Annotated in this window: 12 protein-coding genes and 5 tRNA genes; 11 read left to right on the top strand and 6 right to left on the bottom strand. The window is 73.9% G+C overall.

What is annotated here, in order from left to right; genetic code table 11:
* From cbiE to ACWCRJ_RS36195, 4 genes are all read left to right on the top strand, one after another.
* Positions 1–1,212 carry a precorrin-6y C5,15-methyltransferase (decarboxylating) subunit CbiE gene (cbiE, locus tag ACWCRJ_RS36210; protein ID WP_450943252.1) on the top strand — a complete coding sequence of 404 codons (1,212 nt, stop codon included), beginning with the start codon at positions 1–3 and terminating at the stop codon, positions 1,210–1,212.
* A gap of 346 nt (positions 1,213–1,558) precedes the next feature.
* Positions 1,559–6,016 carry a nicotinate-nucleotide--dimethylbenzimidazole phosphoribosyltransferase gene (gene cobT / locus ACWCRJ_RS36205; protein ID WP_450943251.1) on the top strand — a complete coding sequence of 1,486 codons (4,458 nt, stop codon included), beginning with the start codon at positions 1,559–1,561 and terminating at the stop codon, positions 6,014–6,016.
* A gap of 198 nt (positions 6,017–6,214) precedes the next feature.
* Positions 6,215–7,447, top strand: coding sequence for a uroporphyrinogen-III C-methyltransferase (gene cobA, locus ACWCRJ_RS36200; RefSeq protein ID WP_450943250.1), 1,233 nt, complete (start codon positions 6,215–6,217; stop codon positions 7,445–7,447).
* Positions 7,448–7,552: 105 nt separating this feature from the next.
* A complete protein-coding gene (locus tag ACWCRJ_RS36195; protein ID WP_450943249.1) occupies positions 7,553–8,371 on the top strand; it encodes a TrmH family RNA methyltransferase in 819 nt (272 codons plus the stop codon).
* A 16-nt stretch (positions 8,372–8,387) separates the two neighbouring features.
* On the opposite strand, the gene ACWCRJ_RS36190 is transcribed toward ACWCRJ_RS36195, so the two are convergent.
* Positions 8,388–9,740 (bottom strand): serine/threonine-protein kinase, encoded by a 1,353-nt coding sequence (locus tag ACWCRJ_RS36190; protein WP_450943276.1) that lies wholly within the window; start codon positions 9,738–9,740, stop codon positions 8,388–8,390.
* 196 nt (positions 9,741–9,936) lie between these two features.
* Here ACWCRJ_RS36190 and ACWCRJ_RS36185 point away from each other — a divergent pair, with 196 nt between their 5' ends.
* The 4 genes from ACWCRJ_RS36185 (at position 9,937) to ACWCRJ_RS36170 (ending at position 12,258) form a co-directional block, all read left to right on the top strand.
* Complete coding sequence (locus ACWCRJ_RS36185; RefSeq protein ID WP_028796681.1) at positions 9,937–10,176, top strand: hypothetical protein; 240 nt, start codon at positions 9,937–9,939, stop codon at positions 10,174–10,176.
* A 254-nt stretch (positions 10,177–10,430) separates the two neighbouring features.
* Complete coding sequence (locus ACWCRJ_RS36180) at positions 10,431–10,631, top strand: hypothetical protein (protein WP_020114444.1); 201 nt, start codon at positions 10,431–10,433, stop codon at positions 10,629–10,631.
* Between the two features lie 286 nt (positions 10,632–10,917).
* Positions 10,918–11,865, top strand: a complete 948-nt coding sequence (locus tag ACWCRJ_RS36175) for a phosphotransferase family protein (RefSeq protein WP_450943248.1) — start codon at positions 10,918–10,920, stop codon at positions 11,863–11,865.
* Positions 11,866–11,952: 87 nt separating this feature from the next.
* Positions 11,953–12,258 carry a TFIIB-type zinc ribbon-containing protein gene (locus ACWCRJ_RS36170; protein WP_450943275.1) on the top strand — a complete coding sequence of 102 codons (306 nt, stop codon included), beginning with the start codon at positions 11,953–11,955 and terminating at the stop codon, positions 12,256–12,258.
* Between the two features lie 78 nt (positions 12,259–12,336).
* Here the strand turns inward: ACWCRJ_RS36170 and ACWCRJ_RS36165 are convergent.
* The 5 genes from ACWCRJ_RS36165 to ACWCRJ_RS36145 form a co-directional block, all read right to left on the bottom strand.
* Positions 12,337–12,408 (bottom strand) — tRNA-Val (locus tag ACWCRJ_RS36165).
* Between the two features lie 34 nt (positions 12,409–12,442).
* Positions 12,443–12,514: transfer RNA gene (locus ACWCRJ_RS36160), tRNA-Val, on the bottom strand.
* Positions 12,515–12,556: 42 nt separating this feature from the next.
* Positions 12,557–12,628: transfer RNA gene (locus ACWCRJ_RS36155), tRNA-Val, on the bottom strand.
* A gap of 1 nt (position 12,629) precedes the next feature.
* A tRNA-Cys gene (locus tag ACWCRJ_RS36150) sits at positions 12,630–12,703 on the bottom strand.
* Between the two features lie 40 nt (positions 12,704–12,743).
* Positions 12,744–12,816, bottom strand: a tRNA-Gly gene (locus ACWCRJ_RS36145).
* Between the two features lie 157 nt (positions 12,817–12,973).
* On the opposite strand from ACWCRJ_RS36145, the gene ACWCRJ_RS36140 reads away from it, so the two are divergent.
* From ACWCRJ_RS36140 to ACWCRJ_RS36130, 3 genes are read left to right on the top strand one after another with little or no spacing between them, the layout of a single operon-like run.
* The gene (locus ACWCRJ_RS36140) at positions 12,974–14,017 is read left to right on the top strand and encodes a chorismate-binding protein (RefSeq protein WP_450943247.1); all 1,044 of its coding nucleotides are present in this window, start codon (positions 12,974–12,976) and stop codon (positions 14,015–14,017) included.
* Positions 14,014–14,835, top strand: a complete 822-nt coding sequence (locus ACWCRJ_RS36135) for an aminotransferase class IV (RefSeq protein ID WP_450943246.1) — start codon at positions 14,014–14,016, stop codon at positions 14,833–14,835. Before ACWCRJ_RS36140 ends, ACWCRJ_RS36135 begins: the two co-directional genes overlap by 4 nt.
* A 53-nt stretch (positions 14,836–14,888) precedes the next feature.
* Positions 14,889–15,713: a GNAT family N-acetyltransferase gene (locus ACWCRJ_RS36130; protein WP_450943245.1), complete on the top strand. Its 825-nt coding sequence runs from the start codon at positions 14,889–14,891 to the stop codon at positions 15,711–15,713.
* Positions 15,714–15,718 lie beyond the last annotated feature (5 nt).

Here is a 15,718-nt window from a genome sequence, read left to right as displayed (position 1 = left end):
ATGGCCGACCGGGTCACGGTGATCGGCTGGGACGGCTCCCCCCTGACCGCCGCGGCACGCTCCGCCCTCGCCGCCGCCACACTGGTGGCCGGCGCGGCCCACCACCTCGCACTGCCCGAGGTGCCCCCGCCCGCCGAACGCATCCGTCTCGGCAGCGTCGCCCTCGCCGCCCGCCGCATCGCCGGCCATCGGGGCACCGCCGTGGTCCTCGCCGACGGCGATCCGGGCTTCTTCGGTGTCGTCCGCACCCTCAGGTCCCCCGAGTTCGGCCTGGAGGTCGAGGTCGTCCCCGGCGTCTCCTCCGTGGCCGCCGCCTTCGCCCGAGCGGGCATGCCCTGGGACGACGCGGAGGTCGTCGTCGCCCACCGCCGTACGCTGCGCCGCGCGGTGAACGTGTGCCGCGCCCACACCAAGGTCGCCGTCCTCACCTCACCCGGCGCCGGACCCGCCGAACTCGGCCTGCTCCTCGACGGGGTTCACCGCACCTTCGTGGTCTGCGAGGAACTCGGCACGGAACGCGAGAGGGTCACCGTCCTCACCTCCGACAAGGCCGTCGACCGCACCTGGCGCGACCCCAACCTCGTCATCGTCATCGGCGGCCACGCGAGCGCGGCCGAGGGCGGCGGCTGGCTCGCCGGGCGCGACCCCGCCGGCGGACCGCGCGGCTGGGCCCTGCCCTCCGCCGTCTACGGCGGCGCCCTGGGCGAGGGCGAGGGCGAACTGCTGCGCTCCTCCCAACTGGCCCGCCTGGGACCGCGCGTGGGCGACCTCGTCTGGGACATCGGCTCCGGCAGCGGCGCCTTCGCCACCGAGGCCGCGCGCTGCGGCGCCGCCGTCATCGCCGTCGACCACGACCCCGAGGCCTGCGGCCGCACGACCCTGGCCGCCCGCCGCTTCGGCGTCCAGCTCCAGGTGGTCCACGGCGCCGCCCCGCACGTCCTGGAGAACCTCCCCGAACCCGACGTCGTGCGCGTCGGCGGCGGCGGAGCGGCAGTGGTCTCCGCCGTCGCCGACCGCCGCCCCCGGCGCATCGTCACCCACGCCCTGACCCGCCCCGCCGCCGAGCGCGTGGGACGGGACCTGGGCGAGCACGGGTACGAGGTCCGCTGCGACTTCGTCCAGTCCGTGGAACTCGATACAAGGGCCTGGACGGAGCGGGAACGGAGCGTCGCCTTCCTGCTCAGCGGGACCCTGCCCGAACGTTCCCTGTGATCCGGTTGTCGTACCGGCGCGGTAAGCTGGCCGACTGTTGTACCGCACTTCGACATCCGGCACTTCGTCGGTCAATGTCCTAAAAGCACGCCCGTTTTGAGGGCGTGTGTGGTACGGCGAAACGGGGAGGACGCGCAACGTGGCGCAGTCCACAGCGGACCGGCGCGGATCAAGCTGTCGCGACGGGGGGACGACCGGGACAATGGCCCTTCAATGGCTTTGTCGACATGCAGCCGGGTCGTCACGTGCCGCTGGGCACGCACGCTCGTTCTTCACAGTGGGGCGGTAGGTGCGCCGTCCCGGGCCAGCTGGCATGGAGGCACTAACCGATGGGCGAGGGGTACGCATGACCGACACCGGCCAGGTCCCGGGCGAGGGACTGCCGGAGAGCGCAGGCATGGTGGAGCAGCCGGGCGTCCCTGCGCCGGGTGCGTACACCTACCTCTCCGAGACCGCCGCCGAGGACGAAGACCTTCTGCTGCCGGGTGCCCAGGGCGCGTGGGGCAATGAGATGCCGCCGCCCGCCCCCGAGCCCGTCGTCCAGGTCGTCCACGAACCCGTCGTCCACGAGCCGGGCCCGCACGAGATGTCCGGCCGGGACAGCGGCTCGCTCGACCTCGGCGCCGTCCGTACGCCCGTCGCGACTCCCGTCCCGCAGCCGCCGGTGGCTCGTCGGCCACTGCATCTCGGCCCGCCCACCCCCGACGCGTCCGCCAGCCCGGTCCGCTCCCTCGCCGACCGCGGCCCGGCCGGCGCCCCCGCCCCGCCCGGCGCCGGGCGCCACTCCGGCCCGCCCACCATGGGCCCCGAGTACCTCGACGTGCCCCAGCAGCCCGTGTCGCAGTGGGTTGGCGCCCCTGCCCAGGCCGGGGTCGCCGCCGGGGGAGCGGCCGCAGAAACGGTCGTTCCGCAGGAGGCGCAGCTTTCCGTGGCGGTGGCGCGGACACCACTGACCGAGGAGGTGCCGCAGTCCGCCGACGCGCCGGAGGAGATCCAGGACGCCGAGGCCCTGCACCAGGCCCAGGACGCCGCGTACGCCCTGGCCCAGGAGGCCGCGGCCGCGCAGTTCCGCAACCCGGAGGCCGTGGGGACGCCGGTCGCCGCGCAGTTCCAGGCCCCGGAGGCGGTCGAGCCGCAGGCCCCGGAGTCCGTGGACGCGCCGGTCGCCGCCGAGGAGCAGTTGCCCGGTGAGGCCGAGGCGCCTGCCGCCGAGCAGGCCGAGGTCCCCGAGGCGCCCGAGCCGCAGGCTCACGCCCCTGAGACGGCCGAAGCGCCGGCCCTCGTCGAGACCGAGGTGGCGGAGGCGGCCGAGGCGCCGGAACCGGCCGAGGTGCCGGCTGCCGTGCAGGAAGAGGCCCCCGAGGCCACCGGCGAGCCGCCGGCCCCCGAGGTCGCCGAGATCGCGTCCGGTGCCGAGCACCCGCAGGAGGTGGCTCCGCAGGAGGTGGCTCCGCAGGCCGTCGAGCCGGTGGAGGCGGCACCCGAGGCGCAGGCCTTCGAGGAGGCCGCGCCCGTCGACCCGGCCGCGCAGATGCCGGAAGCGACAGCCGTCCCTCCGGCCACCCAGGACTCCGAGCCGGCCCCGGCCGGGACCGGCGCCGACACCCGAGACCTCCCTCAGGTCCCGCAGGAGCCCGAGGCGGCCACCGAGCCCGTCGACGCGTCCGCTCCGGCCGCGCTCGACGAGGCCGGGACACTGCCGCAGGCGGACCCCGCCGGGCCCGCAGTGTCCGTCGCGCCCGTACCGGCCGACGAGGCCGTGGCGCAGGACGTGACCGAGGCGCAGCCCGCCGAGCAGCCCGCCGCCCTCGGGCAGCAGGCGCCGACCCACGCGGCCGATGTCGAGGAGGCCCCCGCCGCACCGGCCGAGGAGCCCTCCGCTTCCCCGCAGGAGCCCGCTGCCGAGGACGTCACGGACACCGCTGCGGAGCCCGCCCCCGCGCAGGAGCCCCAGGAGGCGGTGGAGCCGCAGATCGCCGAGGAGCCGCAGCTGCTCACGGAGACCGCGGCGGTCCCGACGCCGGACGCCCCTGCGGAGGGCACGCCCGAAACCGGAGCCGTGGACCCTCAGCCGCTGGAGCCCGCACAGGAGCCCGTACAGCCGGCACCCCAGTCCGTGCCCCAGTACGTACCGCAGGACCCGCAGGCCACCGAGCCGGTCGCACTCGTCGCGGACCAGGACCAGGACCAGGACAACGCCCTGCACCAGACCGAGGCCCAGGACCGCGGCGAGCTGGACGACCAGGACCGGAACGAGGAAGCGGAGCAGCCGGCAGCCGAACAGGCCGCCGCCGACACCGTTCCGCAGCCGGAGACCACGCAGCCACCCGTCCCCGCCGAAGCCGTCGTCGAGCCCGAGGTCACGGATGTGAACGCAGCGGACCAGCCGGCCGACAGCACGGATTCCCAGGAGCCCGCCCCTTCGGACGAGGTGACCGTCGAAGCTCCGGCCGCCCCCGCGGCCGTGGCCCCCGAGATCGCGGCCCCCCCGGCCGCCGAGCCCTCCACGGCCGGGGCCCCGATCCCCGTGGCCGCCGCGATCGACGCCCCCCAGGGCGCGGTGCTCCAGCCTCCGGCCGAGCCCGCGTCGGACACCCCGCTCGCCGGCACCACCGAGGAGCCCGCACCCGGGGCCGGCGCCGGTCGTACCCCCGCCCCGTTCGTCCCTCTCCTCGGCTCCGTGCCGACCGCCCCGCACCCGGCCACGACCCCGCCCCACGGAATGGTGGTCCCGCCGCTGCCGGAGCAGGACCGGGCGACCCCCGTAGCCGCCGAGTTCCCGCCGGCCGAGGGGCAGACGGAAGCGGCCGAGACCGGGCCCGCGGTCCCCACGCCCCGGGCCTCCGAGGCCGAGACGGTGCTCGTGCCGCAGCCGCTCGCGGCGACCGGCGCGGACCCGGACGTCGTCCAGAGCGCCGAGGACCTGGCCACCCGGGCCGCCGACCAGGAGGACGGCGAAGCGCCCGAAGCGGAAGAAGTGGACGCGGCAGCCGAAGAGAGCACGGCCCTGGTGGAAGAGACGGCCGAAGACGCACCGGCGGACGTACGGGAGGAGGCACGGCAGCCCACGGGCCCGGCCGCGCCGCCCTACGACGACGCCGAACGCGAGGCCGTCCTCAAGGTCATGCGCGAGCGCCGCGACATCCGCAACGGCTTCCGCGGCGACCCGATCCCGCACGACGTGCTGCTCCGCGTCCTGGAGGCCGCCCACACGGCACCCTCCGTCGGCCACTCCCAGCCCTGGGACTTCGTCGTCATCCGGTCCGCGGAGACCCGCCGCACGATGCACGAACTCGCCCAGCGCCAGCGCGAGGCGTACGCGAAGTCGCTGCCGAAGGGCCGGGCCAAGCAGTTCAAGGAACTGAAGATCGAGGCGATCCTCGACACTCCCGTGAACATCGTCGTCACCGCCGACCCGACCCGCGGCGGCCGGCACACCCTGGGCCGCCACACCCAGCCGCAGATGGCCCCGTACTCCTCCGCCCTCGCGGTCGAGAACCTCTGGCTCGCGGCCCGCGCCGAGGGCCTCGGTGTCGGCTGGGTCAGCTTCTTCGACGAGCGCGAGATGGTCCGCACCCTCGGCCTGCCCGAGCACCTGGAGGTCGTGGCGTACCTGTGCGTCGGGTACGTCGACGAGTTCCCGGCGGAGCCCGAGCTGATGCAGGCGGGCTGGGCCAAGCGCCGACCGCTCTCCTGGGTCGTCCACGAGGAGACGTACGGCCGCCGCGCCCTGCCCGGCGCCGAGCCGCACGACCTGCTCGCCGAGACCGTCGCCGGCATCCGCCCGCTGGACGCCAAGGCGCTCGGCGAGGCGTGGGAGCGCCAGAAGCGCATGACCAAGCCGGCCGGCGCCCTCGGCATGCTGGAGATCATCTCCGCCCAGCTGTCCGGCCTGTCCCGGCAGTGCCCGCCGCCCATCCCGGAGCCCGCGGCCGTCGCGATCTTCGCGGGCGACCACGGCGTCCACGCCCAGGGCGTCACCCCCTGGCCCCAGGAGGTGACGGCCCAGATGGTCGCCAACTTCCTGGGCGGGGGAGCCGTCTGCAACGCCTTCGCCGCCCAGGTGGGCGCCGAGGTCTGCGTCGTGGACGTGGGTGTGGCGAGCGACCTCCCGGCCACCCCGGGACTGCTGCCGCGCAAGATCCGCGCCGGTACGTCCGACATGACCACCGGCCCCGCGATGACCCGCGAAGAGGCCAAGCAGGCCATCGAGGTGGGCATCGAGACGGCCCGCGACCTGGTCGCGGCCGGCAACAAGGCGCTCCTCACGGGCGAGATGGGCATCGCCAACACCACCGCCTCCGCCGCCCTGATCTCCGTCTTCACCGGCGCCGACCCCTCCGAGGTCACCGGCCGGGGCACGGGCATCAACGACGAGACCCTCGCCCGCAAGACCGACGTCGTACGCCGCGCCATCGAGCTGCACGAGCCCGACCCGGCCGACCCCATCGGCGTCCTGGCGGCGATCGGCGGCTTCGAACACGCCGCCATCGTCGGTCTCCTCCTCGGCGGCGCCTCCCTGCGTACGCCGGTGATCCTCGACGGAGTCAGTGCCGGCGCCGCCGCGTTGGTGGCCCGCGCCATCGCCCCCGAGGTCCTCGCCGCCTGCATCGCCGGCCACCGCAGTGCCGAGCCCGGCCACGTGGCCGCCCTGCAGAAACTGGGCCTGCGCCCGCTGGTCGACCTCGACCTCCGCCTCGGCGAGGGCACCGGCGCCCTCCTCGCCCTCCCGGTCGTCCAGAGCGCGGCCAGGGCGATGCACGAGGTGGCGACGTTCGACTCGGCGGGGGTGACCGAGAAGTAGCCGGGGAAGCGGGCGCCGGGCGCGCCCCCGACCCGGTGGGCGGTCGCGCCCACCGGCCCGCATCCCGCTCCGGGGGCTCAGCCGGTGAACCTGCTGAGCCCCACCCCTCGTCCGCCCCTTAGAATCCGCACGTCAGGGCACACTCCAAAGCCGCAGTGGCCCGCCTCGAACGCCGCCAGCCCGAGGAGCCGCACCCTCATGGCCGAACACCCCGCCTACCCCGTAGGCCTCCGCCTCACCGGCCGCCGAGTGGTCGTCGTGGGCGGCGGCCAGGTCGCCCAACGCCGCCTCCCCGCCCTCATCGCGGCCGGCGCCGACATCGTCCTCGTGTCCCCGAGCGCTACCCCCTCCGTGGAGGCGATGGCGGACGCGGGCGAGCTGACCTGGGAGCGACGCAGGTACGCGGAGGGAGACCTCGCCGAGGCCTGGTACGTCCTGATCGCCACCGGCGACCCGGTGGCGAACGCCCGCGCGTCCGCCGAGGCGGAGCGCCATCGCATCTGGTGCGTCCGCTCCGACAGCGCGGAGGAGGCCACCGCCTGGACCCCGGCGACCGGCCACAGCGAGGGCGTCACGGTCGCCGTGCTCACCGCCAACGCCCAGGAGCGCGACCCCCGCCATACCGCCGCGATCCGCGACGCGGTCGTCGAGGGCCTGCGGGACGGCACCCTCGTGGCCCCCCACCACCGCACCCGCACCCCCGGTGTCTCCCTCGTCGGCGGTGGCCCCGGCGACCCGGACCTGATCACCGTGCGCGGCCGCCGGCTCCTCGCCGAGGCCGACGTCGTCATCGCCGACCGTCTCGGCCCCCGCGACCTCCTCGCCGAACTCCCGCCGCACGTCGAGGTGATCGACGCGGCGAAGATCCCGTACGGCCGCTTCATGGCCCAGGAGGCCATCAACAACGCGCTGATCGAGCACGCCAAGCAGGGCAAGTCGGTCGTGCGCCTCAAGGGCGGCGACCCGTACGTGTTCGGCCGCGGCATGGAGGAGCTGCACGCGCTCGCCGAGGCCGGCATCCCGTGCACGGTCGTCCCCGGCATCTCCAGTTCGATCTCCGTCCCGAGCGCGGCCGGCATCCCGGTCACCCACCGGGGTGTCGCGCACGAGTTCACCGTGGTCAGCGGGCATGTGGCCCCCGACGACGAGCGCTCCCTCGTCGACTGGCCCGCCCTCGCCCGGCTGACCGGCACCCTGGTGATCCTCATGGGCGTCGACAAGATCGGCCGGATCGCCGAGACCCTGGTGGCGCACGGCAAGTCTCCCCACACCCCGGTCGCCCTGGTCCAGGAGGGCACCACGGCCGCCCAGCGGCGGGTGGACGCCACCCTCGCCACGGTCGCCGAGACGGTGCGGGCGCAAGGGGTCAAGCCGCCGGCCGTCATCGTGATCGGCGAGGTCGTGAAGGTGGGGCCCGGGACGGACGCATGACACCCGGGGGCGACCCCGGATCGTGCGGAGCGGAACCGTAACCACCGGTAACCCGACCCGTCCCCAGCCGTTGGCACCACACCCAGGACAAGGCAGTATCACCCTGTGGCCGATCTCATCACCGTTGACGACCCCGACGACCCGCGCCTGCGCGACTACACCGGCCTGACCGACGTGGAGCTGCGCCGACGGCGCGAACCCGCCGAGGGCCTGTTCATCGCCGAGGGCGAGAAGGTCATCAGACGGGCCAAGGAAGCCGGCTACGAGATGCGCTCGATGCTGCTCTCCGCCAAGTGGGTCGACGTCATGCGCGACGTCATCGACGAACTCCCGGCCCCCGTCTACGCGGTCAGCCCCGAACTCGCCGAACAGGTCACCGGGTATCACGTGCACCGGGGCGCCCTCGCCTCCATGCAGCGCAGGCCCCTGCCGACGGCCGACCAACTCCTGGGCGCCGCCCGCCGGGTCGTCATCATGGAGTCGGTCAACGACCACACCAATATCGGCGCGATCTTCCGCTCGGCCGCCGCCCTCGGCATGGACGCGGTCCTGCTCTCCCCGGACTGCGCCGATCCGCTCTACCGCCGCAGCGTCAAGGTCTCCATGGGAGCGGTCTTCTCCGTGCCCTACGCCCGCCTCGACACCTGGCCCAAGGGCCTCGACGCGGTCCGCGACGCCGGCTTCACCCTGCTCGCCCTCACCCCGGACGAGAAGGCGAAGTCCCTCGACGAGACCGCCCCGCACCGGATGGACCGCGTCGCCCTGATGCTCGGCGCCGAGGGAGACGGCCTCTCCACCAAGGCCCTCATGTCCGCCGACGAATGGGTCCGCATCCCCATGGCCCACGGAGTCGACTCCCTCAACGTGGGCGCGGCGGCGGCAGTGGCCTTCTACGCGGTGGCGACGGGACGGCCGCGGAACTAGAGCCCCGGGCGGGGTCCTAGGGGACCAGGGCCGACCCCGCCGAACCCTCGGCGTCCCGCTCCATGACCGGCTGCTCCTGGCGGACGCCGTCACCGAGCCCGCGGGACGGCCCCTGGCACCCCTGCGCCGTCGCGATCCCGAGCGCGGCGAGCAACGTCACCACGACGAACACGAAGAGCCGCTGCCGAAGCAGCCGCGGATTGGCGGGCCGTCGCCCGGTCCCGTTGGTCCGGGGACCCGGCCGCCCCGCGCCACTGCGCGGAGCGGGCCGCTTCCCGGATCCCGTGGTGTTGCGCGGTGGCAGGGGACGAGCCCCCGAACGCGCGCCGCCGGCCCCCGTCCGCGCCCCGCTCCCGCCCGTCCGGGAACCGCCCCCGGTCCGGGACGCCGGTGTGCCGGCCGTGCCCGGCCTGCCGGGCTGTGTCCCGCGCGGCTCCGGCGGCTGTCGCAGGGTGCGCTGCTCGACGTACTGCTCCGCGAGCCGCCCCGAGGAGCGGTCCGGATCCGTACGTGGTGCGGGCGGCCGCATGTCGGACAGGCCCTGCGCCTCACGGGCGGCGATCTCCTTGAGCCGCAGCGACAGTTGCAGTGTGCTGGGCCGCTCCTCCGGGTCCTTCGCCAGGCAGGCGCGGACGAGGGGGGCGAGAGCGTCGGGCACCCCGCGCAGCTGCGCCTCCTCGTGCACCACGCGGTAGAGCATGACCTCCGAACTGCCGTGTCCGAAGGGGGAGTCGGAGGTCGCCGCGTAGGCGAGCGTGGCGCCGAGGGAGAAGACGTCGGTGGCCGGCGTGACGGCGGCCCCGCGCACCTGTTCGGGCGCCAGGAAGCCGGGCGACCCCACGGCCGTACCGACGTGGGTCAGGGTCGAGGCCCCGGTCGCCCACGCGATACCGAAGTCGATGATCCGCGGCCCCTTGGGGGACAGCAGGATGTTGGAAGGCTTGAGATCACGGTGTACGACACCGGCCTCGTGCACGGCCACGAGCCCCTCGGAGAGGGCGGCGCCGACGGCGGCCACGTCGGCGGCCGACATGGGCCCCTCCTCGGCGACCTTGTCGTGCAGCGAGGGCCCCGGCACGTACTGCGTGGCGAACCACGGCCGGTCCGCGTCCAGATCCGCGGCGACCAGCCGGGCCGTGCACCCGCCCCTGATCCGCCGAGCCGCCGACACCTCGCGCGCGAACCGGGACCGGAACTCCTGATCCTCCGCCAGGTCCGGCCGGATGACCTTGAGCGCGACACGCTGTCCGCGCCGGTCGGAGCCCAGGTAGACGACGCCCATTCCCCCCGCGCCGAGCCGTCTGTGGATCCTGAACGAGCCGACGACGCGCGGGTCCTCGCGCCTCAGGCGCATCATCGCCATGTTCATCCCCGCTGCCCGTTCCGTCTGACGAGCCACAGCTTACGTTTCCACGGCCGGGCGTGCGCAGAGGCCGCGCCCTCACGACCCGACGGATTGTCAGTGCCGGATGGGAAACTTGAAGAGGAGTCAGGGAACAGGAGTTCGGGGCGTTGTTGGACTCCCCTTGATCCCAACCAGCCACCGCAGAAGGGGGATTGAACCCGTGAAGGGTGACCGAGTGGAGATAGTCGTGGACGCCGGGGACACGACGCGCACGTACGAGGTGATCGCGAGCAGGGCGGGCCGCCGGGTGGAGACGGCGGTGCGACGGGGCGTGGTGGAAGTGAGCGAAGTCACCCGGAACGGCTCCGTGGTGCGGACGGCCAGGTTCATGGCGAACCGGGTCCTCGCGCTGGTCGAGCAGCCGGTGCCCCGCGAGGACGGCTCGGAGCGGAACGGGTAACAGCTGGGGCAGACCGGACGTCCCCTCCGGGAAGACCCCGAGACCTGGGACCCCGTCTCCACCCTGGGGAGTACACCGAGGGTCCTCGCTCATCCTCCGGGAGGCCCGGCAATCGGTACGAGGGCATGACGACCCCGATCCGCCACCCGCCTAGATTTGAGGTCAAGCGGCGGGTGCAGCACTCGTCCCCCGAGGTCAGACACCCGCCGCTGCCAACCACAAGCAACATCGACGAGAAGGTCAGAGGAGGGACCATGGCCCACACGGCACCGCGGACCGCGATCCGCACACGGGAGCGCAGGACGTTCACCGCCGACCGCCGTCCGGGCCGTCGTCACCCCTTGGTGGCGACCGCGATGGTCCTCCCTCTGGCGGCCCTGCTCGTGTACGCCTTCGGCGGCTGGGAAGCAGTGGTCACACAAGCGTCGTCCGTGGGTGTGATGCTGGGGCGCTGAGCGGCGACCCCAGGCCCGGAAGAGCGGTCCGGGCGGGGACATCCATCCATGAAACCCCGTGGGGACGGGGGTGCGGCGGACGGCAGAAGACGCCCGCGCAGCTGGGGAGCTGCGCGGGCGTTGCCGTTTTCCGGATCCTCCCCACCGAGGGCGCTCGTGCCGAAGGGGGAGGGCGGGCACGACGGCTCCCCGTGATCGCCGAGCCCGGAATCCTTCCGAGCCCTCCGGCCGGGCGCACCGGGACCGTAGGCTCACGTGCAGCGCCGTAGCCGAGCAGGGGGACCCCATGACGACCACAGCCGACGCCGGCGTGCTCCCCGCCCTCAGGGCCAGGGTGCGCAGCACGGCCCACCCCGGGTTGGCCCCCTGTTCCCACCCGGACTCGGTCCTCGCGGAACGCCCCGACGGCACGGTCGTCCGGCACGCCGACACCGTGGCCAAGGCGCACGCCCCCGGCACCGACCCCGCCCACCTGACCCTCCGCCTGACCGTCGCCGCGTCCCACCCGGACACCCTCCTCGCCCCCCTCCGCCCGACCCCGGCCGCCCTCCACGACCGCCTCGTCACGTTCTGGCCGTACGGCACCCCGGTCGACCCCGAGGCCCCGGAGGCCGCTCCCTGGGAGGCGGCGGGCATCCTCCTCGCCCGCCTCCACCGGCAGCCACCGCCCCCGGGCCTGCCGCCCATGCGCGGCCCGGCCAAGGCCGCCCAGGCCGTCGCCCGCCTCCGAGCCGCAGCACCGCACCACCCCGCCACGCCCTCGGTACTGCGCGCCTGGGACACCCTCCCCGCCTGGGCCAGGGCGGAGGCCCCCATGCCCGGCACGGGCACCCTCTGCCACGGCGATCTGCACCTCGGCCAGCTCGTCCGGCATCCGGCGGGCACGGGCCCCTGGCGGCTCATCGACGTCGACGACCTAGGGGTGGGCGTCCCCGCCTGGGACCTCGCCCGACCAGCCGCCTGGTACGCCTGCGGCCTCCTCCTGCCCGAGGAGTGGACCCGTTTCCTGAGCGCCTACCAGGGGGCCGACGGCCCGGCGGTCCCCGCGCACGGCGACCCCTGGCCGGTACTGGACGTGCCGGCCCGCGCACTCACCGTGCAGACCGCGGCCCTGGCGCTGGCGAAGTGCACGGCGGCCGGCCGGCCCCTCGACGACGCGCAGCGGTCCGTTGTGGACGCATGTGACCGAATGAGTGGCATCCCGCCGGAGTTGGACGGCCGTTTCCCGAAGTAGGGTGCAACCGACCGCGGCCGGACAGTGTCTGTCCAGGCGTAACGCGAAGCAGGACCGAACGCCGAGGAGTTGATCCGAACCATGCACATGCAGTGTCCCAAGTGCCATGCGCCGATGCACACCTACAACCGCAGTGGCGTCCAGATCGAGCAGTGCAGCGGCTGCCGGGGGATCTTCCTCGACTACGGCGAGCTGGAGGCACTGACCCGCATGGAGGGCCAGTGGGGCGGCGGCCCGGCCGTTCCCCCGCCGCCGGCGGCTCCGCAGTACCCCTCGGGCGGCGGTCACAACGCTCCCGCCTGGGGCGCCCCGCACGGTGGTCACCACGGCGGCCACCACGGGGGTCACGGCCACCACAACCGCGGCTTCGGTCACATGCTGTTCTCCAGCTGAGCCGCGCGCAGGGTGCGTCCGCGCCCTGCGCACGACGAAGCCCCCGGCCGTACGAGACGGCCGGGGGCTCGGTGCGTGTGGACGATACTGGGATTGAACCAGTGACCTCTTCCGTGTCAGGGAAGCGCTCTCCCGCTGAGCTAATCGTCCTCGGGATCACAGCACCACGGGTGCTGATCCTGCGTGCGCGATACTGGGATTGAACCAGTGACCTCTTCCGTGTCAGGGAAGCGCTCTCCCGCTGAGCTAATCGCGCGGGGGTCGAAGCCTCGCGGCTCCGGAAGCCCTCAGGCCTCAGTGGACGATACTGGGATTGAACCAGTGACCTCTTCCGTGTCAGGGAAGCGCTCTCCCGCTGAGCTAATCGTCCTTGGAGGTGGAGACGGGATTTGAACCCGTGTAGACGGCTTTGCAGGCCGTTGCCTCGCCTCTCGGCCACTCCACCAGGAGTGCGGGAGTTCGGGAAGATCCCCCACGTTCCTGCGAGCGGACGACCAGGTTCGAACTGGCGACCTCAACCTTGGCAAGGTTGCGCTCTACCAACTGAGCTACGTCCGCTTGTCGTTTCCGGACCGCTTGCGCGACCCGGCGACGAGTTGAACTCTAGCGGATTCCGGGGCCAGCACAAAAACGCGTTTGTGCAGCGTGCTGCGTTGCGTCCAGTCCGAGACCCGTCCGGGTCCGCCCGCGGGGCACCCGCCCTAGACTCGACCGTGTGCCCGACCTCCCTCCCCTCGCCCGCTTCGGCAACCTCGTCGCCACCGGTCTCACCGATGTGACCAGCGACGCCGCCGCCCTGGACTCCTCCGGGTTCTGGGCCGTGTGCGCGGACTACGAGGGCGATCCGGTGTGCGCGCGCTTCAGTGACGTACGTCGCGAACCCGCGCCCGCCCCGGTGCCGGGGAAGTGGCACGGGCCGGGCGTCGGCGACTGGACGTCGTCCCTCGACCGCGCCGGGTACACGGCGGGCGTCCGTCGCATCCGCGAGCACATCGCCGCCGGCGAGGTGTACCAGGCGAACCTCTGCCGGGTGCTGTCCGCGCCCGTCGCCCCCGAAGCCGATGTGGACGCCCTGACCGCGCTGCTGGCCCGCGGCAATCCGGCACCTTTTGCAGGAACGATTCGCCTCCCGGGGCACGGCGTCGAGATCGCCACCGCCTCACCCGAACTCTTCCTGCGCCGCGACGGCCGGGTCGTCGAGTCGGGCCCGATCAAGGGCACCGGACGCACCGAGGCGGACCTCCTGGAGAAGGACTACGCCGAGAACGTCATGATCGTCGACCTGGTCCGCAACGACATCGGGCAGGTCTGCGCCACCGGGTCGGTGACCGTGCCCGACCTGTGCGTCGTCGAGAAGCATCCGGGCCTCGTGCACCTCGTGTCGATGGTGCGCGGCGAACTGCGCGACGGCGCCGGCTGGCCGGAGCTGCTCGCCGCCGCCTTCCCGCCCGGCTCCGTCACCGGCGCCCCGAAGTCGAGCGCCCTGCGCATCATCGACGCCCTGGAGACCGCGCCGCGCGGCCCGTACACCGGCGGCATCGGCTGGGTCGACGCCGACCGGGGCACGGGCGAGCTGGCGGTCGGGATCCGTACCTTCTGGATCGACCGGGCCGCGGGCGAACTGCGCTTCGGCACGGGCGCGGGCATCACCTGGGGGTCGGACCCCGAGGCGGAGTGGCGGGAGACCGAGCTGAAGGCCGCCAGGCTGCTCGCGGTAGCGTCGGGAACGTACGAGGCGAGTGGGAGGACCCTTACGTGAAGATCTGGCTCGACGGCGGACTGCAGGACATCGACTCCGCCCGTGTCTCCGTCCTCGACCACGGACTGACCGTGGGCGACGGCGTCTTCGAGACCGCGAAGACGGTAGACGGGCGGCCGTTCGCGCTGACCCGCCATCTCGACCGCCTGGCCCGCTCGGCACGCGGACTCGGTCTGGCCGAACCCGACCTCGACGAGGTGCGCCGCGCCTGCTCGGCCGTGATCGAGGCCAACCCCGTGGCACTCGGCCGGCTCCGCATCACCTACACCGGCGGTGTCTCCCCGCTCGGCTCCGACCGGGGCGACCACGGCCCGACCCTTGTCGTCGCCCTCGCCGAGACCGCCCGGCGCGCCGACTCCACCGCCGCGATCACCGTCCCCTGGACCCGCAACGAGCGCGGCGCCCTCACCGGCCTGAAGACCACCTCGTACGCGGAGAACGTCGTCGCCCTGGCCCGCGCCCACGAACAGGGCGCGACCGAGGCGCTGTTCGCCAACACGGTGGGCCGGCTCTGCGAGGGCACGGGCTCCAACGTCTTCGTCGTCCTCGACGGCGAGATCCACACCCCGCCGGTCGCCTCCGGCTGTCTCGCGGGCATCACCCGCGCCCTCGTCGTCGAGTGGACCGGCGCCCGCGAGACCGACCTGCCGCTGGACGTCCTCGACCGCGCCGACGAGGTGTTCCTGACGTCGAGCCTGCGCGACGTGCAGTCCGTGCACCGCGTCGACGCCCGTGAACTCTCCCCCACCCCGGGCCCGGTGACGGCCAAGGCGATGCGGGTCTTCGACGAACGGTCCGGCGACGACCTCGATCCGTGACGGCCGCGGATATTCGGCGGACTCCACGCGCCGTGGCGGGTAGAACACCCCTGATGACCACCACCCTGCGGCCCATCGAGCCGCTTCAGCACGCCGCCGACGGATCCCGTTCGCGCCGCTACCAGGTGTGCGTGAACAGCCGTCCCGCAGGCGAGATCCACCTCGGTACGCGCCCCGGACCCGGCTCCTCGGCCGCCCGGATCCTGGATCTGCGCATCGACGAACCGGACCGGCGGCGCGGCCGGGCCACGGTGGCCGCGCTCGCCGCCGAGGAGGTGGCCCGGGGCTGGGGCTGCCGGCGGATCGAGGCGTCCGTCCCGGCGGACGCCGAGCCCGCGCTGCGCCTGACCCAGGCGCTCGGCTACGTCCTGCGCAACCGCAGCATGCGCAAGCCCCTCGACGGCACCCCGCCCGCACTGCCCGCGGGCAGCCGGGGGCGGCCCATGACCGAGGCCGAGTACGAACCCTGGAAGGAGGCCGGGCTGGAGGGCTACGCACAGGACCTGATCACCCGTGGTGTGCCCGAGGCGGAGGCGTACGCCAGGGCAGCCGAGGACTACGTGCGGTGCCTGCCGCACGGAGTGACCTCCGCGCACAACCTGTGCAGCGTGCTGGAGCACGAGGGCACGAGGGTCGGCACGCTGTGGCTGTGGCTGGCCGACGACGCCGCCTTCGTGTACGACGTGGAGGCGGACGCCGCGCACCGGGGCCGCGGCCACGGCCGCTCGCTCATGCTGCTGGCCGAGGCACAGGCCGTGGCCGCCGGGAAGACCGCCATCGCACTCAACGTCTTCGCGGGCAACGCCCGGGCCGAATGCCTCTATGACTCCCTCGGCTACGAGACGACGGCCCACCACCTGTCCAAGCCCCTGCTCTGACGGCC

This window comes from Streptomyces sp. NPDC002324 (genome assembly GCF_053593335.1).
Note: the sequence above shows the minus strand (reverse complement) of the source record. Positions and strands in the feature narration are given on the sequence as shown.

Coding starts and splice junctions, on each gene's coding strand:
- cbiE (WP_450943252.1), top strand. CDS start 1: ATGGCCGACCGGGTCACGGTGATCGGCTGGGACGGCTCCCCCCTGACC.
- cobT (WP_450943251.1), top strand. CDS start 1,559: ATGACCGACACCGGCCAGGTCCCGGGCGAGGGACTGCCGGAGAGCGCA.
- cobA (WP_450943250.1), top strand. CDS start 6,215: ATGGCCGAACACCCCGCCTACCCCGTAGGCCTCCGCCTCACCGGCCGC.
- ACWCRJ_RS36190 (WP_450943276.1), bottom strand. CDS start 9,740: ATGAACATGGCGATGATGCGCCTGAGGCGCGAGGACCCGCGCGTCGTC.
- ACWCRJ_RS36180 (WP_020114444.1), top strand. CDS start 10,431: ATGGCCCACACGGCACCGCGGACCGCGATCCGCACACGGGAGCGCAGG.
- ACWCRJ_RS36175 (WP_450943248.1), top strand. CDS start 10,918: ATGACGACCACAGCCGACGCCGGCGTGCTCCCCGCCCTCAGGGCCAGG.
- ACWCRJ_RS36170 (WP_450943275.1), top strand. CDS start 11,953: ATGCAGTGTCCCAAGTGCCATGCGCCGATGCACACCTACAACCGCAGT.
- ACWCRJ_RS36130 (WP_450943245.1), top strand. CDS start 14,889: ATGACCACCACCCTGCGGCCCATCGAGCCGCTTCAGCACGCCGCCGAC.